The sequence below is a fragment of the Paenibacillus sp. AK002 genome, from assembly GCF_053903045.1.
In genome coordinates this window covers 729,954-756,391 of the sequence record NZ_CP096377.1, presented here as the reverse complement: position 1 = coordinate 756,391, position 26,438 = coordinate 729,954, and the positions used below count along the sequence as shown (strand labels likewise).

Sequence of the window (26,438 nt, the reverse complement as noted above, 5' to 3'; positions counted from 1 at the left end):
TTTCCTGCCTTCGGCGGTTATGCCGATCAGCTGCCTGGCACGTAAATCTGATTAAAGATGCCGCCGTCATTAAAATGCTTGGTTTGCGTCTCTTCCCATGTTCCAAACACGTCCTTGAGCGTAAACAATTCGATGGCCGGGAATTTCTCCTTGTATATGTCGGCTACGCTGGCAAGCGTCGGACGGTAGTAGTTCTCCGCCGCAATCGTCTGCCCCTCTTCGCTGTATAGGTATTCCAGATAGGCTTCGGCCACCTCCCGGGTGCCGCGCTTGTCAACGTTCTTATCCACGACGGCAACCGGCGGTTCTGCCAGAATGCTGACGGACGGGTTCACGATTTCGAATTTATCCGGTCCCAGCTCGTTAATCGAGAGATAGGCTTCATTCTCCCAAGCCAGCAGCACGTCCCCGATTCCGCGTTCCACAAAGGTGGTTGTCGCTCCCCGTGCGCCGCTGTCCAGCACCGGCACGTGGGTGAACAGCTCTTTCACGAATTCCTGCGCCTTCGCTTCGTCGTTGTTGTTAACCTTGAGCGCATAACCCCATGCCGCCAGGTAGTTCCATCGTGCACCGCCGGAGGTTTGCGGGTTCGGCGTGATGACCTCCACGCCATCCTTGACCAGATCCGGCCAATCCTGGATGCCTTTCGGGTTCCCTTTGCGGACGAGGAAAACGATGGTCGAGGTGTAAGGCGCGCTGTTATGCTCAAACTTGCTCTCCCAGCCTTCATTGATCAATCCGGCCTGACGGATCGCATCGATATCGTATCCGAGGGCCAGTGTCACCACATCCGCCTCCAAACCGTCGATAACCGAACGGCTTTGCTTGCCCGAACCCCCGTGCGATTGCTTAAACGTCACCTTCTGGCCTTGTTCCTTCTCCCAATGCGCCGCGAATGCCTTGTTGTACTGATCGTATAACTCCCGGGTCGGATCGTAAGAAACATTAAGCAGTTCCACGCTCGGCTTGCTTGAACCCGAAGCAGGCGTTGCATCCCCGGCGGTTGCGGCCGTTTCTGTTTTCTGTGAGCCGCAAGCCGTCAGCGCCGCCGTCAGCATGACTGTTAATCCGATGAGAACCCCTTGCTTCAACACCTTTTTCATATCGATCACTCCCCCTATTCTTCTCTACTAAACAGGCCTCATGGCAAAAAAAGACGGAGGAAGGCTCATCGGAACAGAGTCAAGCCGGTTTGCAACCGTGCCTGCCCTTATTCTTCGAGCGTTCCTCCGTCGATACGGTGAGAACAATATATTATAATTCCTACCTGTTTAGTATGTTATGTTGTTATTGTAATAAGTCCCCCTTCTGCTGTCAAACCTTTTTTTCAAAAAATTTCAAGTTTAGGACCATTCGGACCATAGAACCATTTTTGGTACAACAAACGCAGTCACGGCGCGGATTTCCATTTACTGATGGTTGTATGAACCCGTTTCCAACCTTATAATTCTACCCCAAAGGAGTTGATCACGATAAGAAAGCCAATACGGAAAATCATATCTGCTTTTTTCCTTAGTGTTCTTCTGATCCTGCCGACATTCGCCCAAACGACGGAGGCCGCTCCGCTGTTAAAGCCCGGCAGTGAAAACGGGGATGTCTGGGACCTTCAATATCGCCTGAAAACGCTGGACTTCTATAACCAGCCGCTGGATGGCAAATATGGCGCAAACACGAAAGCAGCCGTTAGCCGTTTTCAAAAAGAATACGGCGTGCCAGCCGATGGAATTACCGGTGCGCAAACCTGGAGACAGCTGAAAAAATATACGTTGAATCAATCCGAAATGGACGTCATGGCCAAAGTCATTTACAGCGAAGCCCGCGGTGAGCCGTACAAAGGGCAGGTTGCGGTCGGGGCCGTTGTCATGAACCGCATTCAATCCAGCGAATTTCCGAATGACATTCGGGGCGTCGTCTTTCAAAAAGGGGCTTTTACGGCCGTGGATGACGGACAGTACTGGCTGACGCCGAACCGTTCCGCCTATCTTGCCGCATTGGATGCCGTTCGCGGCTGGGATCCGACTTACGAATCCCTGTATTATTTCAACCCTAAAACCGCAACCAGCGACTGGATCTGGTCCAGGCCGCAAGTGCTGCAGATCGGCAATCATATTTTTGCTCATTAAGGATTCACTCAGTTAATCTTTCATTAGCTGAAACACACGAAGACAGAATTTTCGACGCCTTGTTCCTTGTCCGTCGCTGTGGGCAAGGAGACGCGAATAAAAGAAGCAGCTTGATTCCCTTCCCGGGTCTTCAAGCTGCTTCTTCTTTCATATAAGTTAACGTTTGTTTGCTTTGGCCTTCTCCACGGGACAAATGCACACCGGGCGCGTGACTTCCAACGTATAGCCCGTAGAGACCAGATTTCCCGTATCCGGGTCGATCCGGAAGCTTGCGATCAATCCGTTATCCTGATTCGCCGTAAGCAGGAAGCCATCCGGCAGTATATTGAAGTGGCGCGGCGTTTTGCCGCCGGAAGACACCCAGTTGACGGCACGGAGCGTACCGGCTTCCTGGTCGATTACATATTGGACGATGCTGTCATGTCCCCGATTTGAGGCATACAGGTAACGGCCGCAAGGAGATACCAACAGATGGGCCGATGTATTGCTATCCATCACGACGTCCTCTGGCAAGGTCGAGATATGCTGCAATATTTTCAGATCCCCGAACGTTGCGTCGTTCGCGTATGCCGTTACCGTGCTGTTCAGCTCGTTCGTGCCGTATACCCACTTGCCTGACGGATGAAAAGCCACATGCCTCGGGCCGGAGCCTGGCGGCAGGCTGATCTCGCGGTGGGTCACCAGCTTCCCGTCTTCCAGCCGGTACACAATCACGTCATCCATACCCAGGTCACTGACCAGGATATACTTGTTGACCGGGTCTTGGAATATCGAATGGGGATGCGCCTCCGATTGACGGTCATCGCGAAGGCCGCGTCCGCTGTGCTTGATCTTGGAGGCCAGCTCGCCGACCCGTCCGTCCTGATTCAATGCCAGCACCGAAATCTGTCCATCGCCGTACCCTGTCGTGAGCAGATGCTTCCCGTCCGTTGTGCGGGATACATGACAAGCGCCGGACGAGCCGGTAGACTGAACATTCAGCAGCGTCAATTCGCCGGTGACCAGATTGGCCGAATAAGCCGACACATCGCTTTCGCCCTTCTCGCTTGCTGCATACAATACGGAAATCGAGTCATCGAAATCCAGATAGGTCGGGTTCTCGATGCCTGCCGTACCGCCTAACAGGCGCAGCTCGCCGGTAGCCCGATCCATCGCCCCCCAATGAATGCGATTCTCTTCTTCCGAACCATAGGTTCCTATGTAAAATATCAGTTCCTGTCCTGCTGTCATGTGATCCACTCCTTTGTCTAATGAATGATCCGGTGGCCCGGCCTGATTCTTACTATGTATTACCCATCGGAGCCCCATGCCTACCGCCTTTTTTCAAGTCGTTCCGGCAAGCCGTCACCGCGCTGTCGCTACCAATTACTGCACGCAAAGAAATGTATTGCTACCATTGGTTTTATCATGTACGATTACCACAATTACCTCTCTATTCTATCATTCGTTGAAGGAGATGACAGCACATTGAAGAAAAAACTCAGCCTACTGGCTATCGCTTTCCTGTTCTTGTTCGCAAGCGCGGCCCAAGCCGCTCCGGCTAAGGATCAAGGGAAAATCCGGGTCTATCTCGATAACCAGGAAATTCAATTTGCGGCGGCGCCGATCATGAAGAACGGAGTCACCTTCGTTCAATTCCGCCCTTTGTTCCAAGCCCTGGATTATAAGGTCCATTGGAACGGCGCGAACAAGCAGGTGACGGGTACATATCTCGATCAGAAGCTGCAGATGACGATCGGGCAGAAAACCGCCTATGTCAATGGCGCAAAAACCACGCTGCAGATCGCTCCTTTCACTCAAGGCGGCAACACGCTGGTTCCCCTTCGTTTTGTGGCTGAAGCCACCGGACTCCCGGTAAAGTGGGATTCCAAGGCGCGTACCGTCAAGATTGACCGCGAGGGTGCGACGGCCAAAGCCGAAGACGAGGTGAAGAAGCTTTACCACATCATTGAAGAGGCCGGAAGCGGCAAGAATCTGGACGAAGTTATGAGCGTATTCCACCCCGAATCTCCCGTTCTTGCGGAGGTTAAGCAAAACTATCAGGATCAATTCAAGAACGACAATCATGTATCCGCGGACGTATGGGATGTAGCGGTAGCCGGAACGTCGATCCATGCCTACACCAGTGTGAGCCTAGACCGCATCGGCGGGCCGTTTGCATGGGATGTTACGCTCCATTACGAGAATCTCCTGAAGAAGGATGCGTCGGGCGCATGGAAAATCTATGATTTGAACCTGTACGAGACAGAATATTTCCTCGGAGACAAACTGCTTGAAGCTCGTCCCGTAGTGCCGGAAGCAGAGCAGAAAGCCATCGTGGAGTCCATCGACATTCAGTACAAGGGCTTCAATGAGGAGAATGGCCCGCTGCTCATGTCCGTCATTCACCCGGACTCGGTCTTCCACGAGATGTTCCAAACCAGCATTGAGGAAGGTATCTTCGATGAGGTGAATTTCAATCTCAAATCAGAGGATCTCCGGACGGTCTTCTTCCAAGGAGATGACGCCGTCGTTTATGCCGAAGAAAGCGATGATGCGGACGGCGAAACGATCTATTCGACGTCGCTCTATTGGCTCAAGAAAACCGAAGGCAAATGGCTGATCTATGACGTGCTGGAGCTTGAATAGATTGCGGATATCATGAAAGCTTACGAAATAACCGTGAATTCCCGGCAAGGGAAATTCGCGGTTTCTTTTTTTGCATCTTCTTTAATTAAATCCTCCTCCGTCTAGGTCTACTTCGCCCCAGGTGACATATATCATATTAGTAATCCATAAAGGAGGGGTTTTATGGGGATTAAATTAATCAAAATCGCTGCTGTTTACTTCGTGCTCGGTGTGCTGCTCGGCATGTACATGTCGATCACCCACAGCTACGATTACGCCTCGGTACACGCACACGTCAATCTTCTGGGCTGGGCGTCCCTGGCTCTTGCAGGCGTTATTTATGTTCTGTTCCCGGCTGCCGGGGAGTCCACTGCCGGCAAAGTGCATTTCTGGCTGCACAATATCGGTCTGCCCGTCATGATGATCGGTCTTGCCCTGCTAATGAGCGGCATCGAATCGGTAGAGCCGGTCGTTGCCGTGGGAGGCGTTCTTGTAACGCTGGGCGTTCTCGCTTTCCTCTATAATGTGTTCACCCATGTAAAGATCTCGCAGAGTAGAAGGAAACGCTGACTTTTCTCCTTAAAGAATCGCCTAGTGAGGGTGATTCTTTTTCATGTTTCAAACAGCTCCTCAAGGGAAGATGGGTCACAGTTACCGACTATTGGGTAAAAGTAGATACCTTTCTCTTCGAAGGAGGCAACATAGACATGGAAACGAACTCGGCAATTCAAGTCCAATTCCACTGCCGCCAGTGTCAAACGGAAATCGGGGTTACGTTCACATCCGAACAGTTCGCCACGGTTCACTGCCCGCAGTGCGATTACAGCTATTCACTCATGCGACCGACCATTGGGGAAGAGATATTGCTTGATTGGGAGAAAGAAGCCGTATTCCAAAAAGTCCGCGCAGACCAAACCGAGCATGACAAAATGGAGCTGATGCTCCTCGTCATTAAGGTCGTCGAGCTGCTGACCTGGCGGGATGAAGGCAACGGCCATATCCGTGCCATCGAAACGCTTCGCCAATGGCTGATCCTCAACGGAGTGCCCAAAGCTCTGATCGAGCTGCTGGATGCTAAAGGACCGGCAGGAAGCTCCCCCACCGAACGCAGGGAATAGCGTCATCGGCCTATGATCCAGGATTTAAATAAATGAGAAAAAAGGAACCTCCCCGGCCTTCTTGATCGGGGGCGGTTCCTTTTTTTGTGTCCTATATTCCGACCATCCTGTTTTTCATGCAACGGAACTTACTGTTTAAACCCTACGTAGTAACACTTAAGAAAGGAGCTGATTCACCCATGCTCAATTTCATTTCTGTACTGCTCATGGGTCTTGCGCTCATGGGAATCGGCATACATGCCATCCGCAATCCGTACTCTTGGTGGTTCAGAAGAACGAGAGATGACACGGAACCCAGCGATCTGAGAATATGGTACTTAAAACTTATGGGTAGAGTAACCATGGCGTTCGGCGCATTGGTCATTCTGATGAGCTTTCAGCATCTCTAATCTCATCGAATCGGCACCTCGAATGTCTGCTCCATGACGCCAGGGTAGCTGCTTAACGTAAACGTGAGCGGCTGCGGGTAATCCCCGGGTTTAAGGTGGATATACTGCGTGATGAGGCTTATCCCGGTATCCGAAGAGGATCGGGACGAGGAACTGAGCCCCCCTGCGTCCTCGTTGATCGTATGCTTCTTCCCTTCCCCGTCCACGAACTCCGGCTCAATCGATACGCTGCCCATATGCCGGTCAGCCCGCTCCTCGTATTCCACTGTCAGCGTATGTCCCGTGTATGCTCCGAATCGAAGATCGCCGTCCGGTGCACGGAGAATCTCCTTCTTATCCGTATCGATCACAAGTGACATCTCGGAGGGGTCCACCGCTTGGAATCCGCTCGCTTTCAGCGTGATCGACTCCGGATTCTCCAGTATATTGCTGTCGAAGAAATACGTCATGTCCCCTCCCCCCGCACCGGGCAAAAATGCGGAATCGCTGTTCAATCGGATCTGCTCGCCGTTAACCACGGTTTCCAAATACACGTCCCATAAACCGGATACCTTCATCGTATTGCTGGAAGGGATGTTCGCTTTCAGGACGATTCCGGCAGGGGATAACACGGCTTCCTTCAAATAGAACCTTTGACTCTCAATCTGCAGCATTTTGTTGAGCGGAATCGTGCGGGTAAACTTCTGGACGGTCTCCATATCAACGGATACGTCGATATCCAGAACCTGCTCGCCCTCTGCCGAGGATTGATGCACCGTATTCGTTGTATAGGGGGCGATGCTAAAAGATAACGTCATTTCTTCAGGCACGGATTGGTTCTCGCCCATATGAATGTCCGATCGGGAACGGAACGTTTGCCCGGGCTTAATCTGGCTTCCACCCGACGACCCGATGCTGTATGGCAGCGACTGGCTGGAGCCCTTACGCTTCATCTCGACCCGCTTTAGGTCTGCGTGATACCCCGCATCGTTTTGGATCGTATAAAACACCTCCATCTGCTGGGAGCCTACAAGGATCCCGTTCAGCGTTACCGTATAATCCCCCCGGGTCACCGATTGATTCACCGGCTGGATCATGCCGTGTTGGTTAGCCGTATTCAGCGTAATATCTTCTCCGAGATCAAACCCGGTCAATGGCGGATACGGCCCTTGCGCGGCCATTTGCTCCTTCGGCTCCACGATGCCTCCATCCCCGCCCCATACCACGAACAGCAGTGCGGCAGCTACGGTTGCGATCACGGCAGAAAAGGCAGCCATCCGCGTCCGGCTCCGCTGCATGCGCCGTCCTCTCCGCATTCCGCTTCGAACAGCCGCATCCAATGCTTCATCGGACACAACCGCCGTGTAGATCTCCGCATCCCTATTCATCTCGTTCAGCATCCGCTCTTCCTTCTCATACATGGAATACCGCACCTCCTGGCTCGATTTTTTGCCGAAGCAGCTTTAGTCCTTGATGCAGCCGGGTTTTGACCGTTCCCTCCGGTACATCGAGAATATGCGCGATATCGCTGATCGTCATGTCCTGGTAATATTTCAGGATCAGCACATGGCGATATTTGGGCTTCATGCGGCTCAGCGCGCGCTCCAAATCCAGCTTGCTGTCGCTGACCATTTCCGCAGCCGTCTCCCGGCTGCGCACTTCTTCTACGGGAACCATGCGCTTTTTCCGTTTCTGTTCATCCACGCAGCAGTTAATCAATATCCGAATGAGCCAAGGGACGAACGCCTCCGGATGCTTCAGCTTCCGGCATTTCATCCACGCCCGGCATACCGTCTCCTGCAGTGCCTCCAAAGCGTCGCTCTCGTTATGCAGATAACTGTACGCAATTCCGTATAGACGCCTCCGATGCTCGGTGACGAGTGCATAGAACGCTTCCTCGTCTCCCCTGCATGCCGCAGCCGCCAGCTCTTTAGTTTCCAACATCCGATATACCTTCCCCTCGTTCGACCTGCCTCGCTGTTAACTTCACTCTATATAAAGACTGCGAAGCCATTCAAACGGTTTTTTTATTTTCGCACAAAAAAAGCCCGCCCCGGCAAGGCAGACTTGTATGTACTTCCGATTAACTTCGTCTTCTGCGTCCTTTAAAGAAATAATGGTATCCCAGATAACCGATGCCGCATAGCAACAGCATCAGAGCGGAGATCCAGATGACCGGAAGCAGATATGGCGTGTGCTGGCTGGCTACGTATAGCAGCACTGCGGAGAAGGCATACATCACCATCAGAAGTACGATGCGTTTGAACATATCCATATCATCCGCCCCTCACCCTTCAACTAAATAACCTACAAATTTTTCCGTATATCTATCTTTATGGTAACGCAAATTGGCGAATATTGCACTCAAAATTTGGTAAATATATAAAAATTTTAGTGGTTCAAAGGGTCTATTCATGAAAATGTTAAAATCAGGCTTGCTATAACTAATATCATTAGTTATTATACTAATAACATTAGTTTTAAGCGAAAGGGGTACGGCTTTATGTTAAGAACGACGATTGAACAGGTGACTCAAATTTCTTTTCTTCCTCGCCTTTTTCCGATCAATGTTTGCCTTGTAGAAGAAAGCGACGGGTTTACCCTCATCGATGCAGGGATGTCATTTTCCCAAAAGGGAATCCTGCAGGCTGCAGCCGATATCGGAAAACCCATTAAACGGATCGTGTTGACCCATGCTCACGGCGACCATGTCGGTGCGCTCGACGGGTTAAAGAAGGAGCTTCCGAATGCCTCGGTCTGCGTCTCGCGGCGCGATGCGCTGCTGCTGAAAGGGAATGCCGAGCTCCAGCCCGGAGAGCCGCAAACGCCGATACGCGGGGATATCCCGAAGAACATTACCACCGTTCCGGACGTTCTCCTGGAGGACGGGGACTCCATTGGTTCCCTCAAGGCCATCTCGACTCCAGGCCACACGCCCGGACATATGGCCTTCCTCGATGAGCGCAGCGGCATCCTGATTGCCGGCGATGCTTGGCAGACGCGGGGCGGATTGGCCGTATCGGGCGTCCTCAAACCATGGTTTCCGTTCCCTGCCATGGCCACCTGGAGCAAGGAGCAGGCCTTGGAAAGCGCCGGAATGCTTACCGCGCTCAAGCCCGCCGTTCTGGCTGTCGGCCATGGACGGATGCTGAGAAATCCGGCGGGTGCCATGCAGCAGGCCGTTGCGGAAGCCGAATCAACGTTCAGGAGGAATGCACGATGAGTCCAAGACCCGGCATCGATCGACTTCAACTGCTTCAAACCGCTGCCGAATTAGCGGATCGGGAGGGACTTCACGCGGTGACCCTGGCTGCGCTTGCAGCCAAGCTGGGCGTTCGCTCCCCTTCCCTGTATAACCACGTAGACGGGCTTTCCGGTCTGCATGCCGCCCTGATGCGGCATGGTCTCCAGACGCTCCATGACCAACTGCTTAAGGCTGTCGCCGGCCGGTCGGGCGAGGATGCCCTGCGCCTTGTGTGCCTTACTTATGTCGACTTTGCTCGAACACACCCCGGATTGTACGAAGCCGCATTGCAGCCGGTCCGTCCCGAAGAGCAGGAGACGCAGCAAGTAGGGAATCAGATTGTCGAGCTGCTGCTTCAAATCCTGGCCCCTTACCAGCTCAGCGAGGCGGAAGCGTTGCATGCCGTACGGACCCTTCGCAGCCTATGCCACGGCTTCTCTTCCCTGGAACGCGCGGGCCAATTCGCCATGGATCTGAGTGTTGACGACAGCCTGGATTTCATGATCCGGAGTTTCGTCACCGGGCTCCATCTTCAAGACGGACGGCGCTAGAAGGGCCGTACCTCCTGCGCCTGCCTGATTTTGCCTGGCATCAGAATGTGCTATAATCATAAGGCAGCACATTGTGATGTCATTTTATTTATGGAAAGAGGTCTGAATTGTGGTTAATTTCGATTCCCCAATTCTTCAGATAGGCTCTACGATCGCGATGCTGGTTATGGCGCTGGCCGTTATTTTCATTCGAATGAAGGCGAGCAACCGTCCCGTAACCGTCAAGAAGATTATCATCCCTCCCGTAGCGATGAGCACCGGATTTCTGATGTTCGTTGAGCCGCAGGTACGCATCCCTTTATGGTGGGCAGGGATCGCCTTTTTGGTAGGCTGGTTCATCTTCTCGTACCCATTGATCCGCAGCACCAAATTCGAGAAGGTCGACGGCCAGATCTTCATGCAGAGATCGAAAAGCTTCGTGTACATTCTGCTTGGCCTGCTGGCCGTCAGGCTCCTGCTCCATGGATATATTGAACAGCATATTTCCATCCCGCAGACCGCGGCGCTGTTCTTCATGCTGGCTTACGGCATGATTGTCCATTGGCGCATTTCGATGTACCGCCAGTATCAGCAGTTCATGACGCCGGAGGCGGCGATGTAGCGGACATGCTCCATCGTAAACCAGTCATGAAACTTAGTTTAACGCAAAAAGAAGAGTGCCGATGATCACGCCATCCGGGAGGCAATTGCCCTTCCGGCCGCAAAGCTCCCTCCGAGGAGACTTGCGAAGTCGTGAAATCGACACTCTTTTATTTTGTTGGATGTCACAGGATCAGCTTTGTTCTTCGCTTACCTTCACCAGCTGTTTCCCGAGATTTTCTCCGGAGAACAGCCCCAGAAACGCCTCAATCGTCTTGTCGAAGCCGTCGACGATATTCTCGGTGTACTGAATCTTGCCATCCCTTAGCCATTCGGCCAGCTCCTGCAGCGCCTCATTGTACCTGCTGGCGTAATCGCCGACCAGAAAGCCCTTCATCAGTGCCGTATTGGTCAGCAGCAGGCTCTGGATTCTTGGGCCCGTATCCGGCTTCTCCAGGTTATAGAGCGCGATTTGGCCGCAAATCGGGATCCGCGCATTTTTGTTGATCAGGCGCAGAACCGCATCCGACACCTCGCCGCCGACATTGTCAAAATAGACGTCCACCCCGCCCGGACAAGCTTCCGCCAAAGCCGAAGCCACATCTTCGGTCCGGTAATTGATCGCAACGTCAAAGCCGAGCTTCCCGGTCAGGTATCCGGTCTTTTCGTCAGAACCGGCAATACCGACCACCCGGGCTCCCTTGATCTTGGCAATCTGCCCGACAATCATGCCAACGGCGCCAGCGGCGCCCGATACAACCACCGTCTCCCCTTCCTTCGGCTGACCGATATCCAGGAGTCCGAAATAAGCCGTCAAACCGGTCATCCCCAGCACGCCCAGCGCGGTCGAGACGGGTGCCAGATCCGGGTTGACCTTGCGCAGCGTCCCGGTGCGAACGGCGGCAAAGCGCTGCCAGCCCCAGGTGCCTGCAACAAAATCGCCCTCCCGGTAGGTCGGATCCGTCGATTCCATGACCTGCCCTACTGCGCCTCCGGCGATAACCTGCCCTACCTCATATGGCTTGGCATAACTTTTGGCATCGCTCATTCTGCCCCTCATATACGGGTCCACCGATAAGTATACGGTCCGTACAAGGACTTCTCCGGCTTGAGGTACGGGCAAAGGCTGCTCCTCAAACGTAAAATCCGATTCCTCCGGCATGCCTTGCGGCCGCTTGGCTAGTATAATTCGTTCATTCACGGACATCTGAGTACCCTCCTTTTAGTAAAGCCGTCATCTTATCTTTACCCATTTTGTCCGTTTACCAATTTCCTAGCCTTTGCCACGCCCGTCCTTCATCCCCTACCTGCTCTTTACGAGCAAATTAACGGCTTCCTGCACAAGCTTCTCCGTATCCTCGCCGTTCGCTTCGGCCTTGCGCACGCAGTCCACCAGATTGGAGCTTACGACAACGCCAATGGTCCGGTCGATTGCCGTACGCGAAGCGGATAATTGCGTGATGACCTCCCTGCAGTCCTTGTTTTCCTCCATCATCTTCAAAATGCCGCGAAGCTGTCCTTCAATCCGCTTGATCCGGTTTTTCATCTGATCGTCGTATTGCATATATATTGTCCTCCTCTAACGTATCTGCTTGTCAGGCTTGTCCTTATGCCTTTATTATACAACAAACGCCGGCTCTTTCCTCTTGACTGCCCCTCCCGGCAAGATCTAGCTAAAGAACCTGCGTCGTTCCGGCTTCAAATGCAGCATAGAGGTCAGCCACTTGTACTTAGGGCTTGAATACGCTTAGAACGCGTGGTATATTTTTAATCAGCTAATGAATTCATAAGCAACCCGATTCAAACCTCATAATCTAAAGGCAATGTTATCTTACAAAGGTACAACCTCGGCTATTCATAGTCCTGGCTGTGCCTTTTTTTAATTTCACTATTTAAGGAGGAATTATCGATGTTTCTGGAAGCCATCTATCACCGTCCGCGCAAAAACTGGTCCTACGCTTATAACGGCACGACCATCCATCTCAGAATCCGCACCAAAAAGAACGACATTACCGAAGTGTACGCCCTCGCAGGCGACAAGTACTTGTGGGATCAAACCATGGAATACATTCCGATGACCAAGCTGTCCTCGGATGAAATGTTCGACTATTGGGAGTGTGAGGCAACTCCTCCATACCGCCGCTTGAAATACGGCTTCCTGCTGCAGCAGGGCGACGAGAAGCGCTGGATGACCGAATATGATTTCCTGACGGAGCCGCCGGCCAATCCGGACCGCCTGTTCGAATACCCGTTCATCAATCCGGATGACGTTTTCCATCCGCCAGCGTGGGTCAAAGACGCGATTTTCTATCAAATCTTCCCGGAACGCTTCGCGAACGGGGATACGAGCAATGACCCGGAAGGCGCTTTGCCTTGGGGCAGTGCCGAACCGACGCCGAAGAACTTCTTCGGCGGTGACCTGCAAGGGGTTATCGACCATCTCGACCATTTAAGCGAGCTCGGCGTCAACGCGATTTATTTCACGCCGCTGTTCACGGCAACGACAAACCATAAATACGATACCGAAGACTATATGGAAATCGATCCGCAGTTCGGCGACAAGGACACGCTGAAGAAACTCGTCGATCTGTGCCATGCGCGCGGAATCCGCGTTCTGCTGGATGCGGTCTTCAATCATTCCGGCAGAACGTTTGCTCCGTTCGTCGACGTTCAGAAGAACGGTTTGAACTCCAAATACAAGGATTGGTTCTACGTTCGCTCCTTGCCGCTGGAAGTAGTGGACGGCATTCCGACTTACGATACGTTTGCGTTCGAGCCGCTGATGCCGAAGCTGAATACGGAGAATCCGGAAGTCCGGGCTTATCTGCTTAAGGCTGCGGAGTACTGGATCAAGGAAACGGGCATCGACGGCTGGCGCCTGGATGTGGCCAACGAGGTGGGACACAGCTTCTGGCGCGAATTCCGTCAAGTCGTAAAAAAAGCCAACCCGGATGCTTACATCCTTGGCGAAGTGTGGCATGAATCCTCCATCTGGCTGGAAGGCGACCAGTTCGACGCCGTCATGAACTACCCGTTCACCAATGCCGTACTGGATTTCTTCATCAACCGTACCGCCGATGCCGAGAAGTTCTCGTTCATGCTCGGCAAGCAGCTTGCCGGCTATCCAAGACAGGCCAGCGAAGTGATGTTCAACCTGCTGGACAGCCATGACACCGCAAGACTGTTAACGCAGGCGAACGGCGACAAACGCCTGATGAAGCTGGCCGCCATGTTCCAATTCACGTACTTCGGCACGCCTTGCATCTATTACGGCGACGAAATCGGCATGGACGGCGGGCACGATCCGGGCTGCCGCAAATGCATGGAATGGGACGAGTCGAAACACGACAAAGACCTCTTCCATTTCTACCAAACGCTCATTAAGCTCCGCAAAGAGCATTCCGCTCTTCGCACGGGAACCTTCAAATTTTTGAAGGCCGAGAAGAACGGGGGCAAAATCGCTTACCTGCGCGAGGACGACAATGAAACGATCCTTATTGCCGTCAACAACGACAAAGCGGGCAACACAATGACAATCCCTGTGCTGGACCGCCAGTGGACGAACCTGTGGAACGGCGAAGGCCTCAGCGCGAAGCAAGGCCAGCTGACCGTGAAGCTGCCTGCTTACGGCTTTGCGATCTTGAAAGCCGGGCAATAAACACGAAACTCCCTTTGAATGCCATATAGCCCGAGTATGCGGGCCGGCAGTCGAAGGGAGTTTTTTTATCCGAGCAAAAACTGATCCGCCGAAGTAAACAGCAAAATCGTCAGACTAATCACCTGATTCAGATTGTAGGAGGCAAGCTGCATCCGCCTGCGGCTGGAAGGCTTGATCATGCGATGCTCCACGGCCAGCAGCAGCACCGAGACGGCAATTCCCGTCAAATAGAGCCAGCCCAAACCTTGGATAAAGTAAAGGGAAAGCAGCAGCATGACCATAATCCCGTGCAGCACTCTGGAAATAAGCAGCCCGCCTTCTAATCCAAACGCCCGGGGAATGCTCCACAAGCCGGTCCTGCGATCGAATTCGATATCCTGCGTGGCGTAGATGATATCAAAGCCTGCAATCCATAGCATGACGACGGTACCGATGATGAACGGAATGAAAGCGAATTGCCCCGTTACGGCAAACCATGCCCCGATCGGAGCCGAAGCGATCGTGAAGCCCAGATAGAGATGGCACAGCCAGGTGAAGCGCTTGGTGTACGAGTACGTGCAGATCAGCACGATCGCCGCCGGTGATAGCCCCAAGCATAGCGGGTTCAGCATGCCTGCCGCGAGAATAAAGATGGCAAAGTTAACGACCACAAATACGTACACCTCGCGAGGCAGCAGAAGCTTTCTTGGCATATGGCGGTCCGCCGTTCTCGGGTTGGCCGCGTCGAACTTCAAATCGATTACGCGATTGAAGGCATTGGCCCCGTTGCGGGCGGCCACCAGCGCAATCAACGACCACAGCATGACATGCCATGACGGCACGCCGCCGGCGGCCCAGACCATGGAGATGATCGCAAAGGGCAGCGAGAACAGCGTGTGGGAGAACATCACCAGTTCTCCGAACATTTTGGTCTTATGAACGACTTTATACATCATCTGCATCCGGATCCAACCTCATTCGTTTTATGTTTGGGACAACCCTGCCAGCACCTTATCCAAGGCACGGAGCATCGCCTCGATCTCTTCCTCCGGGATGATCATGGCCGGCTGAAAGGCCAGCACGTTTCGGCCCACCCCATTTTTGCCGATAATAAAGCCTTCATCCTTCATGCGCTCCAGAATGATATCCGTCCATGCTGCGCTCTCCTCGTCGGTCGCACCCCGGATTTCGGCTCCGGCCATAAACCCTTTGCCTCGGACATCGGCGATAAGCTCGTACCGGCCCTGCAGCTCCCTCAAGCCTTCGATGAGCCGCCCGCCAATGCGCAGAGAACGTTCGACCAAGCCTTCCTGCTCGATGTAATCCAATACGGCAAGCGCCGTAGCGGATGATACCGGATTGCCGCCAAAGGTCGAGGCGGAGGGACGATTCAGACTGGCGGCGATCTCATCCGTCGTGCAGAACGCGCCGATCGGCACGCCATTGCCCAAGGCCTTCGCCATGGTGAGAATATCGGGCACGATGCCGTAATGCTCGATTGCGAACATGCGTCCGGTGCGGCCGCAGCCTGTCTGGATTTCGTCGGCAATCAGGAGAATTCCGTGCTCCTCCAGCATCGCCTTCAGCTCGCGGAAATACCAATCCGGCGGAGCGATCATTCCCCCGTTGCCTTGGATCGGCTCTACGATCATGGCAGCAAAGCTGTCTCCCTTCGCAGCGAGCACGCTCGCCAAGGCATCCAGGGAGCGGCGGGCAGCGGCATCCTGATCCATGCCAGGATCATAAGGTCGCGGAATAAACGCAGCCACGTCTTCATCCAGGAAATCGTCGGCACGCCACATCGGGATGCCGGTCACGTTCATGGTCAGGAAGGTGCGCCCATGAAGGCCGTATTCCAGCGCCAGGAAGCTGCGGCGTTTCGTGTGCAGACGCGCGGCGAGCAGCGCGCCTTCATTCGCCTCGGAGCCGCTGTTCACAAAGAACGTTCGCTTTAAGTTGCCGGGCAAAACGCCGTTCGCCAACCGCTCCGCCAGGTCCACCATCGGCTGGGTAAGGTAAATGGTTGACGTATGCTGCAGCGTCTGCAGCTGTTCGATCGTTCTAGCCGTAATGGCTTCATTGCAATGGCCGCAGGCAACGACCGACACGCCCGTGAAAAAGTCGACATAAGCTTTGCCGTCATGGCCGTAAAGCGTATGCATCTTGCCGCCGACGATCTGGGGCGGTTCGCTGTAGAAATGCGCCGTGCAAGGATAGCCGTACCGCCGGCGCTTGGCAGCGACGGCTTCCGGACCGATATGAGTATGGCCTTCATGTTTCATGGATGCTCCCCCTCTTTCGATTATTTCCGTTTTTCCATGTTCCGTGATAGAGACTGAGGAAAACGGTGCCTCGCATCGGATCATCTTCCTGCCCCGTCTCTAAGGGATCTCATGCTTCCGTCAGCTCAAGTTCCAGGGAATGGCCGAATTGGAGCGAACCGAGCGTGAACCCGGCGTATACCGGTGCCATGCTTTGATACAGCCTGCCGCATGCATCCAGGTTCAGCGCAGCTTGACGATATAACCGCACCAGGCTGCGAAGCTGCTCGGTCGTATACGTTTTTCCTTCGATGCGGAAATGATGGACGCCGGCTTCATACAGCTCCTTCAGGATCGGCATGTAGCACAGCTCCTTCGCCAGCGCCAGGTGGTTGCGCCCTGCGGCGTCCCGGTAAACGGGGTTCTCCCCTTTATCCGTAAGCAGCACGAGATGGCGGTTATCCACGAAACGGTTGTCCTCTTCCGCTATGGGCTCGAACTCTGCGGCATTGGCGTATAAATCATGCTCCAGATACATGACGATTGGCGATCCGTGAACGATGATCTCAAGGGGAACCTCCGGATGGCGCAGCAGTTTCGTCAAATCATGGAGCTGAAGCTCAAGGGACGGATTGATTCGGGATATGCCAAAATGGTCCTGATAAAACGAAGCCGCCATATGGTTGTAGATGTTCAGGCTGAAATCGGCGATCAGCGGCAGCCCGATGGATTGAAACTTGTGCATGGCACCGATGTTGGTCGCAAGCAGGCCGTCCAGACCATAATGGTTAAACTCCTTGCCTGCGCTGAGAAACTGATGGTACTGTTCCATCTGAAGCTCATTCATCATGCGGGGCATGCCAAGGACAATCTCCGCGTCCCCTTTATCCGCCGTCAAGGCTTCGATGTCTTCGCGGCCAAACGGACGATCCGGCTGGAATACGTCCCCCGTCAGGTAAATGACGCCTGCTCCTTCTTCTAATGCCGCACGGGCCTGCTCCACCGTGTTGACATGCACCGTAATTTGCGGAATCGACGTGCCCTGCCGTTCCCGCTTCGCATGGCGAAGCGATTCCTTCACCTGGAGCACCCGTTCCTCCTTCGTCTCGCGTTCGGCGGTAGGCGTACTGAACACCTTCCCCGTACTGTAAAACTTGCCTGTTCCCTCATAGCGGCGATTAATGAAGCCCAGTCCCGGCTTGCCGAAGGCATAAGCCGTCGTAAAATCGCGCTTGCGATGTTTATGCAGCGTATCCGCCCCCGCCTCGCGATTGTAGCCCAGCGGATCCGCAATATAACGATCGATGGCGTCTCCGTACGAATTCACGACCATCAGCAAAAACTCGGTGTCTCTCATGCGTCCTTCAATTTTGAAGCTGGTGATGCCGGACTTGATCAGCTCAGGAATGCTCTCGTACATGTACATATCCTTCGCCGCGAGCGGATACTCGGTCGGATAGAGATAACCATCCTTCTTCACCCGGTAATCCCAGCGGCAAGGCTTCATGCAGCGCCCGCGGTTAGAGCTGTTGCCGAACAGCATCGAGCTGTAGAGGCAGTTGGCCCCGTGAACCGTGCACATGTCGCCGTGCACAAAATACTCGAACTCCATCCCGCTCTTGGCCTGCAGCACCTCTGCCGTTTTCAGATCCATTTCGCGGGAAGCCACGATGCGGGAAACGCCCAGTGCTTTGACCGCTTCGATCATTTCCAGGTTGTGCACGTTCATCATGACCGAGGAGTGAACCGGAATATTCGTGTAATTCATCTCTTGGATCAGGGGAAACACGGCCAGGTCCTGCGCGATAATGGCATCCGGGCCGATCTCGTTCAGAAAGGCGAAGTAGCGCTTCGCTTCCTCCAAGTCCTCTTCATTCATCAGGTTGTTCACTGTAATGTAGGCACGCTTCCCGCGGTCATGGGCCAATTGGACGGCCTCGCGGACCTCCTCATAACTTAAGTTGTATCCCTTGCGCATCATGCGCATGTTCAGCGATGGCCCCCCGAAATATACGGCATCGCAGTTTGCGCCAATGACGGTCTTGAATATCTCGAATGTTCCGGCTGGAGCCAACAGTTCCACTTCTTTACCGTTAAAATAACGAGCCACAGTCCGTTCCCCCTACTCCGAAAAATATATTTTTTTCGATTGTAACATAATTCACAAATAAGATTAGTGAATTAATTCACAGCAATATTCACAGTGCAATCCCAGCTTCGAAAAGCAAATCAAGATACGAATCGATTTTTTATTGACCAAACGTTCATTCAATAATAAAATAATGTTCATCAAGCGCTGCACATCATTGAAAATCGAATGGAGGTATTCTATTGGATCTGCACTATGAAGTTCATGGAAACGGTAAGCCCATCGTCCTTGTTCACAGCGGTGGAGCCGATCTGCGGGACTGGAGTTATCTTGTCCCTCTTTTAGCGGAGCATTTTTGCGTCATTGCCTTTGACGGTCGCGGAGCCGGACGCTCTCCCTCTCCCACGCAGCCGCCGAATTATGTTGAAGATTTGTTATCTCTTCTTGATCATCTGGATATTTCGCAAGCTGCGATTGTCGGTCATTCTATGGGCGGCCGGATTGCCACGGAGTTCGCGATCCATTATCCTGAAAGGGTATCGGAACTGATTGTCATAGCACCCGCCCTGTCCGGTTTTCCTTATTCTGAGGAAATGCAAACTTACATGCTCGGGGTAAGCGCCGCTGCCCCTGATATCGAGAAAATGATCGAGCTGTGCATTGAGCCGCCTTCTTATGAAATTACAAGGAACCGCGCCGAGCGGGAGCTGATGGTCCAAATGCTTCGCCATCATTTCGAGCGGTCATTTACCTGGTCCACCTTTGACTCGGTTTGGCCGGAGCCGCCGGCGATGGACCGATTACAGGATATCTCGGCCAGAACGCTGTTCATCATAGGAGATCATGAACTGACCGATAACCAGCAGGTAGGAGAACAATTTCGAAGGGTTCCGAGCATTCGATTTGCCACCATCGCCGGAGCGGATCACATGGTCACGCTAACGCATCCGGAGGAGTTATCCCTTCATATCACCCCATTCGTAAAGGAATGAAGATTTCATGCCACGCTCACCCAGCGAGAACGAACGCATACGCCAGATGGCAAAAGAGAAGATTTTGGAAACCGCCATGGATTTGTTTATCCATCAGGGGTACCATGCCACTTCCATTAGCGATGTAGCCAAGAAAGCCGGCACATCCAAAGGGCTGCTCTATAATTATTTTTCAGGCAAGGAAGGACTGCTTGCCGCTATGGTCGAGGAGCGAATCGCAAGCGTTGCCGAAGTCATGGAGAATTCCGCTTCACTCCAAGCACCTGCGGATCAGCTGAAATATATTTTGGAGCAAGCCATCGACAACGTCTATCAGCAGCCGGAAGTATTCCGTTTTTACTTGCATCTTCAAACACAGCCCGAAGCGGATCAAGAGCTGTTTCCCTACAGCAAGCGTCTTGTGGAAGAGGCTGCACGGCAATTTGAGATACAATGCCGCATATTCGAAAGTCTCGGAGTACCCGAGCCGCGCAAGCGCTCCTTGTACTTTTCTTCTACCCTTCAGGGCATCATGCTGATGATATCCACCTATCCCCTGCACTTCCCCATTGAAGAAGTGAAGGAGCAGATGCTGAAGGAGTTTTGCCCGTAAGGCAAAAAGAGCCGAGGTTAATCCTGTGTTTCAGGATACCTCGGCTCTTTACGCTGCACGCTCTCCATGCATACTGTTGGATATTTATAAATAATGCCTCCACTTTCTTCGTACTATCTAACGTTCCTCTTGCCGTACTCTTACCCTGGGACTCCTCATGCCATCAATCATGGACGGAATGCGCATAAACAGCTCACTTTTTTCAACTTTTTCTCTTCCTTCATGTCCTTAATCAGTTATGCTATGAATAACAGGATCGAAACGTACGTGAGGAGGAAAGAAACGATGGCTATTCACTGGCTGGAACCGGATATCGCCGAATGCACCCGAAGAGGAATCGCCTACTTTACGTCGGAGCTGGAGATGGCGAATGGCCTGCCCTGCAAAATGTACCGCATTACCGAAAAGTTCGGGAGTTTATCCGATCATATGCATGACTATCTTCAAATCTGGTATGTCAGCAAAGGCGAATTCATCCATACGCTCTATGGCCAAAAATACCGGATGGTCCAGGGCAATATATTCGTGCTCCCTCCTTATAGCGTCCATCGCGTGGAGATGATTCCCGGGAAAGAGCTCGAGGTGCTCGGGTGCGAATTCATGCCGGCCTTCATTAACGAACGATTGGAGGGAATGCCGGACGAGCCGCAGCTGTTCGACCTTTCCTTCATCAAGCCTTTTGTCACGACCGAAGACCGCGTCCCGCTCAAAATCACCTTGACCGGCGGCAGCGACCTCGCCGTAAAGGAACTCCTGACCGAAATGCTGAACGAGTTCGGAGGCCGGGGCCCATTCTTCGATATTCTGCTGAAGGCCAATCTGCTGAAGCTGCTGGCGATCGTGAACCGCGAGCATGCCGAGCAAGGCAAGCATATATCGGTAACCGCGGGCAGCGCCCCGTATCGGGAGCCCATATTGGAATCCGTTCAATATATCCACGACCACTTCGATCAGCCCCTGTGGCTGGAGGATCTCTGCGCGCGGACGATGATGTCGCGGACGAGCTTTTGCCGACGTTTCAAGGAAGTGACAGGCTGGACCTTCAGCCAGTACTTGGCCAACTACCGGATACGAATGGCGATGCGGCTGCTGACGGAGCCCGAGCTGACGGTAACCGACGTGTGCTTCAAGGTAGGGTTTAACGAGCTTCCCTACTTCTGCCGCATTTTCAAGAAATACACGGGCACGACCCCCGCTTACTATAAGAAGAACGCTTTTAAAACCGTGGACTAGCGCCTCGGTACGATAATCCAATAAATAAACACGATAGTGAAATCGAAGCGATCGCTCACATGCTATACTCGGGGCAAGCAATAACGAAGAATACAGCGACAGGCTCATGTCATCACTGCATCATCAATCCACGATTTTGGAGGAGAACCGATGAACAAAATTACAATTGCCGTGATTGGCTGCGGCACGATTGCGAACAGTGCCCATATCCCCGCCTACATGGCCAACGAAGATGCCGAGATCAAATATTTCTGCGATATCTTGAAGGACCGGGCCGATGCCGCCGTCGCCAAATACGAATGCGGCCAAGCCATCGAAGATTACAACCAAATCCTGAACGACCCTGAGGTCGACGCGGTATCGATCTGTACGCCGAATGACGTCCATGCTTCCATCGCCATCGATTGCTTGCGGGCAGGTAAGCATGTATTATGCGAAAAACCGGCAGCCCGCACCTACGCGGAAGCGCTGGAGATGCAGAAGGTTCAGCACGAAACGGGCAAAACGCTCAATATCGGGGTGGTCAACCGATACAATGAAAGCGTAAACAGAATCAGAAAAATGATCCAAAACGGCGATCTTGGCGAGCTGTATCACGTATATGCCAGCTTCCGTTCCCACCGTTCGATCCCGGGTCTCGGCGGCGCCTTCACGACCAAAGCCATTGCCGGCGGCGGCGCGCTGATCGATTGGGGCGTTCACTTCCTCGATGTCGTGATGTACTGTACGGGCGATCCGAAGCCGAAGACCGTCTCCGGTCAGGCTTATTGCAAGCTGGGCAAAGACATGGAGAATTACACCTTCCTCAAAATGTGGGCAGGTCCGCCGAAATACGACGGCACGTATGACGTCGACGATTTTGTCACGGCCCTCGTCCGCACGGAAGGTCCGACCATTTCCCTGAACGGCGCATGGGCGCAAAATATCGGCGCCGAAGAAATGTTCATCGACTTCCTCGGCGATAAAGGCGGCATCCGGCTGAAATACGGCGCGGACTTCACCTTCTACACCACGGAGGACGGCGCATTGATCGAAACCACGCCGAAATTCAATCTCGGCAGCATGTTCCAGAATGAGATCGACGGGTTCATCCGCTGCATTCAAACCGGGGAGAAACAGCCTTCGCATATCGATACGGTCATCCTCTCCTCCCAGATCATCCAGGCGATTTACGACTCGTCCGACCAAGGCGCGGAGGTTTCGCTGCAGCCCGTTGCCCAGAACAGCCTATAACCTATAGTTCGAACGCCAGGGAGGCCCTTTACCATGAAAAAAATCGGATTCATCGACCTGCATTTGGACCAGTTCCACGCGAACAAATATCCCGGGTGGATTGAGCAGGCATCGGAACATGCCATGAAGGTCATGTACGCCTACGGCAAGAGAGACAAAGAGAACGGGCTCACGAACGCCGCCTGGAGCAAGGAGTTTGGAATTGAGCTGCTGCCCACGATCGAAGAGGTGGTGGAGCGCAGCGATTACCTGATCGTGCTGTCCCCGGACAATCCGGAATTCCATGAGGAGCTGTCCCAGCTGCCGCTGCAGTCCGGCAAGCCGACCTATATCGATAAAACGTTCGCGCCTGACCGCGAAACGGCCATCCGCCTGTTCGACCTGGCGGCAAAGCACGGAACGCCGATGTTTTCGACGTCCGCCCTGCGTTTTGCCAGCGAATACCACGAGCTGGACCGAAGCGATATACAAACGATCAGCAGCTGGGGACCGGGCGCCTTCGCCAATTATTCGATCCATCAAATCGAGCCGATCGTCAGCCTGATGGGGACCAGCCCGAAACGGGTGATGTATATCGGAACGCCTGACTCCCCTGCCCTGCTGATCGAATTCGGAGACGGGCGACAAGCCACCGTGAATCATCTTGGGGATAATTGTCCCTTTACCTTGGGGATAAAGAATGGCGACGGGGGCTTCAAGCAAGTCACCGCGAATTCGAATTTCTTTGCCTTGTTCATCGAGAATCTGGTGAATTTCTTCGAAACGGGCGAGCCTGCCGTCAACCCGGCAGAAACGGTCGCCGTCATCACGGTTATCGAGTATGGATTGAAGGCCGCTGACACCCCTTATGTGTGGGTGGATTTGCCTCAATAGCAAAAGGAAGGGTTCGTTACACATAGGAATATATAAAAAGAGCTGCTCCAATAGGCCGTAAGGGCCCGGGGCAGCTCTTTTTCATAAAACCAAGCTTTGAAATCCAGTTCTGAAGAGTTACACTTCTTTCCGCTGAAAATAGACGAAGCCCGCGAGAAAGAACAGTAGAAACCCTCCCACCACGACGGTCATGAGGCTTTCGAACGGCAGGTTGAATGCGCCGAAATCGGCTTGACCTGCCGGCATCATCGCAAGAAACGGCTGCGTCCACGGATAGTAAGGAGCATACGTCTGCGAGTTGGCTACCAGCATGTTCGGTATGGTAAATACGACGTTTAATGCCAGCGGAGCGGCAAAGCTGCTCCAGGCCGTTGAAACCCCAAGCTGCAGCGCGGCAAGCGGCAAGCAGGCAACCCAACCGCCAAGCAGGCAACGCAGCAGCATTTCCCACGGAATCGGAGCATCCACCTTGTGGATCAACCCGGCTCCCAGCACGGCGCCCATGAACAGTAACTGCACGACGGCCAGCAGCATGGCGACCACCGAGAATTTCGCAAAATAGACGGCGCCGCGTGAAACCGGCAGGACGAGCAGCTGCTTCCATCCCCCGCCCGAATGCTCATACCGGCATACCATGGCACTGAATATCCCCGTCAGAATCGGAAGCAGCAGCATGGCATGCAGAATGATCATAATGCTGATCAGATATTCCCATGGCGCCAGCTCCTCAGGCTTTCCGTTTAATATGCCGAGCAGCATGACCAGGACCGCGCACAGGAAGATTTGCGGCCACAGCTTCGATTTCGACAGCTTAAGCCACTCTGCGGATACCGCTCTTAGATAGGATGCCATCTTAGTCCACATCCTTTCGGTTAAAATGAATCAGGCCAGCGCATGCGATCACCGCGCCCAGCAGCAAACCCGCTCCGATGACGCGTGCTTCTCCCGGCCCCATGTAAGCCAGCAGCGGCCATTTTAGCGGCATCCAATCAGGAAACTGCAGGGCGAACATCGACACGACCGAGGCGGTAATCCCGATCCCGACCGCGATCCCCTGGTTCTTAAGCGTCAAAGACATCCACAGTTGAAAGGCCAGCATGGGAAGCGCCGCGAATAACTGCACAAACCCAATGCGCAGCAGATCGACATACGGCATTTGATCTGCCCCCATCCCCAGTACGATGCCGAGGACGGCGGTACTGATCGACAGAAGGAGACAGGATACGCAGAGAATCAGGAAAGCCTGCACGAACTTGGCACTGAATACCGCCGTTCTGGAGATAGGCAATGCCAGCAGCTGCTTCCACGAGCTCAGCTGATGCTCCACGTTGGCCATCAGCGAGCAGACCAGCGTGATCCCGAGGAACAGGGCAATCGGCACAAAGAAGAGCACGTTCTCCAGCAGTCCGCCCCAAGGATCCGCCGCGTAGGATTTCATCAGGTAATCGTATCGAAGTCCGAAGTTCAGCCCTTGCATCGCTGCCAGCCCGACGGGACCGAGCGCAGCGAGAAACCAGATGCCCTTGCCTCGGATTTTCAGCCAATCGGCGGAAAGCGCACGGAACATCATACCCGGCTTCCCTCCCCTACGATCTGCATGAAGATATCCTCCAGCGACCTCCGCTGCTCTTCCACCCGGTATACCGCATGCTGGTTCTCTACCAGGCGCTTCACGAGTTGCGCGATTTTGGCATCCTGCATGCTCTCCAGCTCCAGCATCTGGTTCCGCAGGACGCCTTCGCAGCCTAAGTCTAGGGCTAGTCCAAGCGCTGCCTCAGGCTCGGATACCGATAAGCGGAAACCGCTGGACGCCGTGGATACCAGATTGTCGATCGTATCCTGGAACACCATCCTTCCTTCGCGAATAATGCCGACTTTGTCCGCCATCTGCTCGACCTCGCCCAGCAGGTGACTGGATACCAGCACGGTAATGCCGTATTGGCGCGGCATATTCTTGATCAGCTCCCGGATTTCATGTATCCCGGACGGATCCAGGCCGTTGGTCGGCTCATCCAGAATGAGCAGCTCCGGATTGTTCAGCAGGGCGGCCGCGATGCCAAGACGCTGCTTCATCCCTAGCGAGTATCCCTTGACCGGGCGCTTGGCCTCCTTCGTCAAGGAGACGATCTCCAGCACTTCCGCGATGCGGGATTTCGGGCCGCCGGTAATCCGGCGGATCGCTTCCAGATTCTCTACGGCCGTCAAGTGGCCGTAATAGGATGGGTATTCCACAAGCGATCCGGTCCGGCGCAAAATGTCCATTTTTTCGCTCTTTAAATCCTTGCCGAACAAATGAATCGCGCCACGCGTCGGTTGAATGAGTCCGAGCAGCATGCGAATGGTCGTCGTTTTCCCGGCACCGTTCGGGCCGAGGAAGCCGTAAATGTCGCCGCGGGCGATCTCCAGATTCAAATCCACGACCGCTGCGCGCTTTTTGTATATTTTATATAAGCCTTTTGTTTGAATGACGAGTTCCGTCACGTTCATCACCTCAGGTATACATCCTACATGTCCAAGGTTAAATGCCGGTCGGCCCCAAGTTTAAATTTTCTTTAAAAAAGCTGGATGGCTATCCACCGTTTTAGCAAGTGTCCGAATATGATATAATATCTTTGCCGAAACGCTTATTGCGTCCGTACAGGGGGGCTACCTGACGCTGATGATGGCATGCCGATCACTCTTCTCTCACATGAATCGACTAAGCATTATGATTGGAGTGTGGTTAACGATGAATATGAATGTTCTTGTTCAATTGGATTTCAGAATGGATCTCTCTCTCAGTCTAACAGCTGTAGCCTGCCTTGCTTATGAACCCAGTTCACTGACGAGCTCGTGAATCTCGAGCGAAAAGCAATGGTACGAAGACGCCTGACAGGGCGTCTTTTTCTGTTATTGGCAGCTAAAAAAAGAGGAACCGATAATCGAGCCGGCTCCTCTT

27 protein-coding genes are annotated in these 26,438 nt (G+C 53.4%); 14 read left to right on the top strand and 13 right to left on the bottom strand.

Going from position 1 to position 26,438, the window contains the following annotated elements; genetic code table 11:
- Positions 1 to 26: 26 nt before the first annotated feature.
- Positions 27 to 1,103, bottom strand: coding sequence for a sulfate ABC transporter substrate-binding protein (locus tag M1D70_RS03250; protein ID WP_456289119.1), 1,077 nt, complete (start codon positions 1,101 to 1,103; stop codon positions 27 to 29).
- 360 nt (positions 1,104 to 1,463) lie between these two features.
- On the opposite strand from M1D70_RS03250, the gene sleB reads away from it, so the two are divergent.
- Positions 1,464 to 2,123, top strand: coding sequence for a spore cortex-lytic enzyme (sleB, locus tag M1D70_RS03245; RefSeq protein WP_456289118.1), 660 nt, complete (start codon positions 1,464 to 1,466; stop codon positions 2,121 to 2,123).
- A 156-nt stretch (positions 2,124 to 2,279) separates the two neighbouring features.
- Here the strand turns inward: sleB and M1D70_RS03240 are convergent, their stop codons facing one another.
- Complete coding sequence (locus M1D70_RS03240) at positions 2,280 to 3,353, bottom strand: lactonase family protein (RefSeq protein ID WP_456289117.1); 1,074 nt, start codon at positions 3,351 to 3,353, stop codon at positions 2,280 to 2,282.
- A gap of 237 nt (positions 3,354 to 3,590) precedes the next feature.
- Between M1D70_RS03240 and M1D70_RS03235 the strand changes: the two genes are divergently transcribed.
- From M1D70_RS03235 to M1D70_RS03220, 4 genes are all read left to right on the top strand, one after another.
- Positions 3,591 to 4,751, top strand: a complete 1,161-nt coding sequence (locus M1D70_RS03235; RefSeq protein ID WP_456289116.1) for a stalk domain-containing protein — start codon at positions 3,591 to 3,593, stop codon at positions 4,749 to 4,751.
- Between the two features lie 162 nt (positions 4,752 to 4,913).
- On the top strand, positions 4,914 to 5,300 hold the full coding sequence (locus tag M1D70_RS03230) for a hypothetical protein (RefSeq protein WP_009595958.1): 387 nt from the start codon (positions 4,914 to 4,916) through the stop codon (positions 5,298 to 5,300).
- Between the two features lie 137 nt (positions 5,301 to 5,437).
- Positions 5,438 to 5,848 carry a hypothetical protein gene (locus M1D70_RS03225; protein ID WP_009595959.1) on the top strand — a complete coding sequence of 137 codons (411 nt, stop codon included), beginning with the start codon at positions 5,438 to 5,440 and terminating at the stop codon, positions 5,846 to 5,848.
- Between the two features lie 179 nt (positions 5,849 to 6,027).
- Positions 6,028 to 6,237, top strand: a complete 210-nt coding sequence (locus tag M1D70_RS03220; RefSeq protein WP_456289115.1) for a hypothetical protein — start codon at positions 6,028 to 6,030, stop codon at positions 6,235 to 6,237.
- Between the two features lie 2 nt (positions 6,238 to 6,239).
- Here the strand turns inward: M1D70_RS03220 and M1D70_RS03215 are convergent, their stop codons facing one another.
- From M1D70_RS03215 to M1D70_RS03205, 3 genes are all read right to left on the bottom strand, one after another.
- On the bottom strand, positions 6,240 to 7,637 hold the full coding sequence (locus tag M1D70_RS03215) for a DUF4179 domain-containing protein (RefSeq protein WP_456289114.1): 1,398 nt from the start codon (positions 7,635 to 7,637) through the stop codon (positions 6,240 to 6,242).
- Positions 7,630 to 8,160 carry a sigma-70 family RNA polymerase sigma factor gene (locus M1D70_RS03210; RefSeq protein ID WP_404563588.1) on the bottom strand — a complete coding sequence of 177 codons (531 nt, stop codon included), beginning with the start codon at positions 8,158 to 8,160 and terminating at the stop codon, positions 7,630 to 7,632. Before M1D70_RS03210 ends, M1D70_RS03215 begins: the two co-directional genes overlap by 8 nt.
- A gap of 139 nt (positions 8,161 to 8,299) precedes the next feature.
- A complete protein-coding gene (locus M1D70_RS03205) occupies positions 8,300 to 8,491 on the bottom strand; it encodes a hypothetical protein (protein WP_009595964.1) in 192 nt (63 codons plus the stop codon).
- Between the two features lie 228 nt (positions 8,492 to 8,719).
- Here M1D70_RS03205 and M1D70_RS03200 point away from each other — a divergent pair, with 228 nt between their 5' ends.
- The 3 genes from M1D70_RS03200 (at position 8,720) to M1D70_RS03190 (ending at position 10,612) form a co-directional block, all read left to right on the top strand.
- Positions 8,720 to 9,439 (top strand): MBL fold metallo-hydrolase, encoded by a 720-nt coding sequence (locus M1D70_RS03200; protein ID WP_456289113.1) that lies wholly within the window; start codon positions 8,720 to 8,722, stop codon positions 9,437 to 9,439.
- Complete coding sequence (locus M1D70_RS03195; protein WP_009595954.1) at positions 9,436 to 10,011, top strand: TetR/AcrR family transcriptional regulator; 576 nt, start codon at positions 9,436 to 9,438, stop codon at positions 10,009 to 10,011. Before M1D70_RS03200 ends, M1D70_RS03195 begins: the two co-directional genes overlap by 4 nt.
- A 109-nt stretch (positions 10,012 to 10,120) precedes the next feature.
- Positions 10,121 to 10,612, top strand: a complete 492-nt coding sequence (locus M1D70_RS03190) for a cytochrome c biogenesis protein CcdC (protein ID WP_456289112.1) — start codon at positions 10,121 to 10,123, stop codon at positions 10,610 to 10,612.
- Positions 10,613 to 10,783: 171 nt separating this feature from the next.
- On the opposite strand, the gene M1D70_RS03185 is transcribed toward M1D70_RS03190, so the two are convergent.
- Together M1D70_RS03185 and M1D70_RS03180 are read right to left on the bottom strand one after the other, a co-directional pair.
- Positions 10,784 to 11,797, bottom strand: coding sequence for an NADP-dependent oxidoreductase (locus M1D70_RS03185; protein WP_009595945.1), 1,014 nt, complete (start codon positions 11,795 to 11,797; stop codon positions 10,784 to 10,786).
- Positions 11,798 to 11,893: 96 nt separating this feature from the next.
- Positions 11,894 to 12,154: a metal-sensitive transcriptional regulator gene (locus M1D70_RS03180; RefSeq protein ID WP_009595948.1), complete on the bottom strand. Its 261-nt coding sequence runs from the start codon at positions 12,152 to 12,154 to the stop codon at positions 11,894 to 11,896.
- Between the two features lie 345 nt (positions 12,155 to 12,499).
- Between M1D70_RS03180 and M1D70_RS03175 the strand changes: the two genes are divergently transcribed.
- Complete coding sequence (locus tag M1D70_RS03175) at positions 12,500 to 14,248, top strand: alpha-glycosidase (RefSeq protein ID WP_456289111.1); 1,749 nt, start codon at positions 12,500 to 12,502, stop codon at positions 14,246 to 14,248.
- A 65-nt stretch (positions 14,249 to 14,313) separates the two neighbouring features.
- Here the strand turns inward: M1D70_RS03175 and M1D70_RS03170 are convergent, their stop codons facing one another.
- The 3 genes from M1D70_RS03170 to M1D70_RS03160 form a co-directional block, all read right to left on the bottom strand.
- The gene (locus M1D70_RS03170) at positions 14,314 to 15,189 is read right to left on the bottom strand and encodes a UbiA-like polyprenyltransferase (protein WP_456289110.1); all 876 of its coding nucleotides are present in this window, start codon (positions 15,187 to 15,189) and stop codon (positions 14,314 to 14,316) included.
- Between the two features lie 21 nt (positions 15,190 to 15,210).
- Positions 15,211 to 16,509 carry an aspartate aminotransferase family protein gene (locus M1D70_RS03165; protein ID WP_009595952.1) on the bottom strand — a complete coding sequence of 433 codons (1,299 nt, stop codon included), beginning with the start codon at positions 16,507 to 16,509 and terminating at the stop codon, positions 15,211 to 15,213.
- 109 nt (positions 16,510 to 16,618) lie between these two features.
- Complete coding sequence (locus M1D70_RS03160; protein ID WP_456289109.1) at positions 16,619 to 18,598, bottom strand: peptidase U32 family protein; 1,980 nt, start codon at positions 18,596 to 18,598, stop codon at positions 16,619 to 16,621.
- 221 nt (positions 18,599 to 18,819) lie between these two features.
- Here M1D70_RS03160 and M1D70_RS03155 point away from each other — a divergent pair, with 221 nt between their 5' ends.
- The 5 genes from M1D70_RS03155 to M1D70_RS03135 all read left to right on the top strand — a co-directional run bounded on the left by M1D70_RS03155 (position 18,820) and on the right by M1D70_RS03135 (position 23,500).
- A complete protein-coding gene (locus M1D70_RS03155) occupies positions 18,820 to 19,569 on the top strand; it encodes an alpha/beta fold hydrolase (protein ID WP_456289108.1) in 750 nt (249 codons plus the stop codon).
- Positions 19,570 to 19,576: 7 nt separating this feature from the next.
- Positions 19,577 to 20,161: a TetR/AcrR family transcriptional regulator gene (locus M1D70_RS03150; protein WP_009591341.1), complete on the top strand. Its 585-nt coding sequence runs from the start codon at positions 19,577 to 19,579 to the stop codon at positions 20,159 to 20,161.
- Between the two features lie 285 nt (positions 20,162 to 20,446).
- Positions 20,447 to 21,394 (top strand): AraC family transcriptional regulator, encoded by a 948-nt coding sequence (locus tag M1D70_RS03145; RefSeq protein ID WP_009591343.1) that lies wholly within the window; start codon positions 20,447 to 20,449, stop codon positions 21,392 to 21,394.
- A gap of 150 nt (positions 21,395 to 21,544) precedes the next feature.
- Positions 21,545 to 22,627, top strand: coding sequence for a Gfo/Idh/MocA family protein (locus M1D70_RS03140; protein WP_009591335.1), 1,083 nt, complete (start codon positions 21,545 to 21,547; stop codon positions 22,625 to 22,627).
- Positions 22,628 to 22,660: 33 nt separating this feature from the next.
- Positions 22,661 to 23,500, top strand: a complete 840-nt coding sequence (locus M1D70_RS03135; RefSeq protein WP_009591338.1) for a Gfo/Idh/MocA family protein — start codon at positions 22,661 to 22,663, stop codon at positions 23,498 to 23,500.
- 117 nt (positions 23,501 to 23,617) lie between these two features.
- Here M1D70_RS03135 and M1D70_RS03130 read toward each other — a convergent pair whose 3' ends face one another.
- Genes M1D70_RS03130 through M1D70_RS03120 form a run of 3 tightly spaced genes read right to left on the bottom strand, consistent with a single transcriptional unit; the run spans position 23,618 to position 25,987 of the window.
- A complete protein-coding gene (locus M1D70_RS03130; RefSeq protein WP_009591339.1) occupies positions 23,618 to 24,352 on the bottom strand; it encodes an ABC transporter permease in 735 nt (244 codons plus the stop codon).
- A gap of 1 nt (position 24,353) precedes the next feature.
- The gene (locus M1D70_RS03125) at positions 24,354 to 25,070 is read right to left on the bottom strand and encodes an ABC transporter permease (RefSeq protein WP_012818810.1); all 717 of its coding nucleotides are present in this window, start codon (positions 25,068 to 25,070) and stop codon (positions 24,354 to 24,356) included.
- Complete coding sequence (locus M1D70_RS03120) at positions 25,067 to 25,987, bottom strand: ATP-binding cassette domain-containing protein (RefSeq protein WP_433942049.1); 921 nt, start codon at positions 25,985 to 25,987, stop codon at positions 25,067 to 25,069. Before M1D70_RS03120 ends, M1D70_RS03125 begins: the two co-directional genes overlap by 4 nt.
- Positions 25,988 to 26,438 lie beyond the last annotated feature (451 nt).

What these genes read in the sequence shown, in the direction of transcription:
- M1D70_RS03230 (WP_009595958.1), top strand. Translation starts at nt 4,914, where the DNA reads ATGGGGATTAAATTAATCAAAATCGCTGCTGTTTACTTCGTGCTCGGT.
- M1D70_RS03220 (WP_456289115.1), top strand. Translation starts at nt 6,028, where the DNA reads ATGCTCAATTTCATTTCTGTACTGCTCATGGGTCTTGCGCTCATGGGA.
- M1D70_RS03165 (WP_009595952.1), bottom strand. Translation starts at nt 16,509, where the DNA reads ATGAAACATGAAGGCCATACTCATATCGGTCCGGAAGCCGTCGCTGCC.
- M1D70_RS03175 (WP_456289111.1), top strand. Translation starts at nt 12,500, where the DNA reads ATGTTTCTGGAAGCCATCTATCACCGTCCGCGCAAAAACTGGTCCTAC.
- M1D70_RS03170 (WP_456289110.1), bottom strand. Translation starts at nt 15,189, where the DNA reads ATGCAGATGATGTATAAAGTCGTTCATAAGACCAAAATGTTCGGAGAA.
- M1D70_RS03195 (WP_009595954.1), top strand. Translation starts at nt 9,436, where the DNA reads ATGAGTCCAAGACCCGGCATCGATCGACTTCAACTGCTTCAAACCGCT.
- M1D70_RS03210 (WP_404563588.1), bottom strand. Translation starts at nt 8,160, where the DNA reads ATGTTGGAAACTAAAGAGCTGGCGGCTGCGGCATGCAGGGGAGACGAG.
- M1D70_RS03240 (WP_456289117.1), bottom strand. Translation starts at nt 3,353, where the DNA reads ATGACAGCAGGACAGGAACTGATATTTTACATAGGAACCTATGGTTCG.
- M1D70_RS03125 (WP_012818810.1), bottom strand. Translation starts at nt 25,070, where the DNA reads ATGATGTTCCGTGCGCTTTCCGCCGATTGGCTGAAAATCCGAGGCAAG.
- M1D70_RS03185 (WP_009595945.1), bottom strand. Translation starts at nt 11,797, where the DNA reads ATGTCCGTGAATGAACGAATTATACTAGCCAAGCGGCCGCAAGGCATG.
- M1D70_RS03145 (WP_009591343.1), top strand. Translation starts at nt 20,447, where the DNA reads ATGGCTATTCACTGGCTGGAACCGGATATCGCCGAATGCACCCGAAGA.
- M1D70_RS03140 (WP_009591335.1), top strand. Translation starts at nt 21,545, where the DNA reads ATGAACAAAATTACAATTGCCGTGATTGGCTGCGGCACGATTGCGAAC.
- M1D70_RS03130 (WP_009591339.1), bottom strand. Translation starts at nt 24,352, where the DNA reads ATGGCATCCTATCTAAGAGCGGTATCCGCAGAGTGGCTTAAGCTGTCG.
- M1D70_RS03120 (WP_433942049.1), bottom strand. Translation starts at nt 25,987, where the DNA reads ATGAACGTGACGGAACTCGTCATTCAAACAAAAGGCTTATATAAAATA.
- M1D70_RS03205 (WP_009595964.1), bottom strand. Translation starts at nt 8,491, where the DNA reads ATGGATATGTTCAAACGCATCGTACTTCTGATGGTGATGTATGCCTTC.
- M1D70_RS03180 (WP_009595948.1), bottom strand. Translation starts at nt 12,154, where the DNA reads ATGCAATACGACGATCAGATGAAAAACCGGATCAAGCGGATTGAAGGA.
- M1D70_RS03250 (WP_456289119.1), bottom strand. Translation starts at nt 1,103, where the DNA reads ATGAAAAAGGTGTTGAAGCAAGGGGTTCTCATCGGATTAACAGTCATG.
- M1D70_RS03135 (WP_009591338.1), top strand. Translation starts at nt 22,661, where the DNA reads ATGAAAAAAATCGGATTCATCGACCTGCATTTGGACCAGTTCCACGCG.
- M1D70_RS03215 (WP_456289114.1), bottom strand. Translation starts at nt 7,637, where the DNA reads ATGTATGAGAAGGAAGAGCGGATGCTGAACGAGATGAATAGGGATGCG.
- M1D70_RS03200 (WP_456289113.1), top strand. Translation starts at nt 8,720, where the DNA reads ATGTTAAGAACGACGATTGAACAGGTGACTCAAATTTCTTTTCTTCCT.
- M1D70_RS03150 (WP_009591341.1), top strand. Translation starts at nt 19,577, where the DNA reads ATGCCACGCTCACCCAGCGAGAACGAACGCATACGCCAGATGGCAAAA.
- M1D70_RS03225 (WP_009595959.1), top strand. Translation starts at nt 5,438, where the DNA reads ATGGAAACGAACTCGGCAATTCAAGTCCAATTCCACTGCCGCCAGTGT.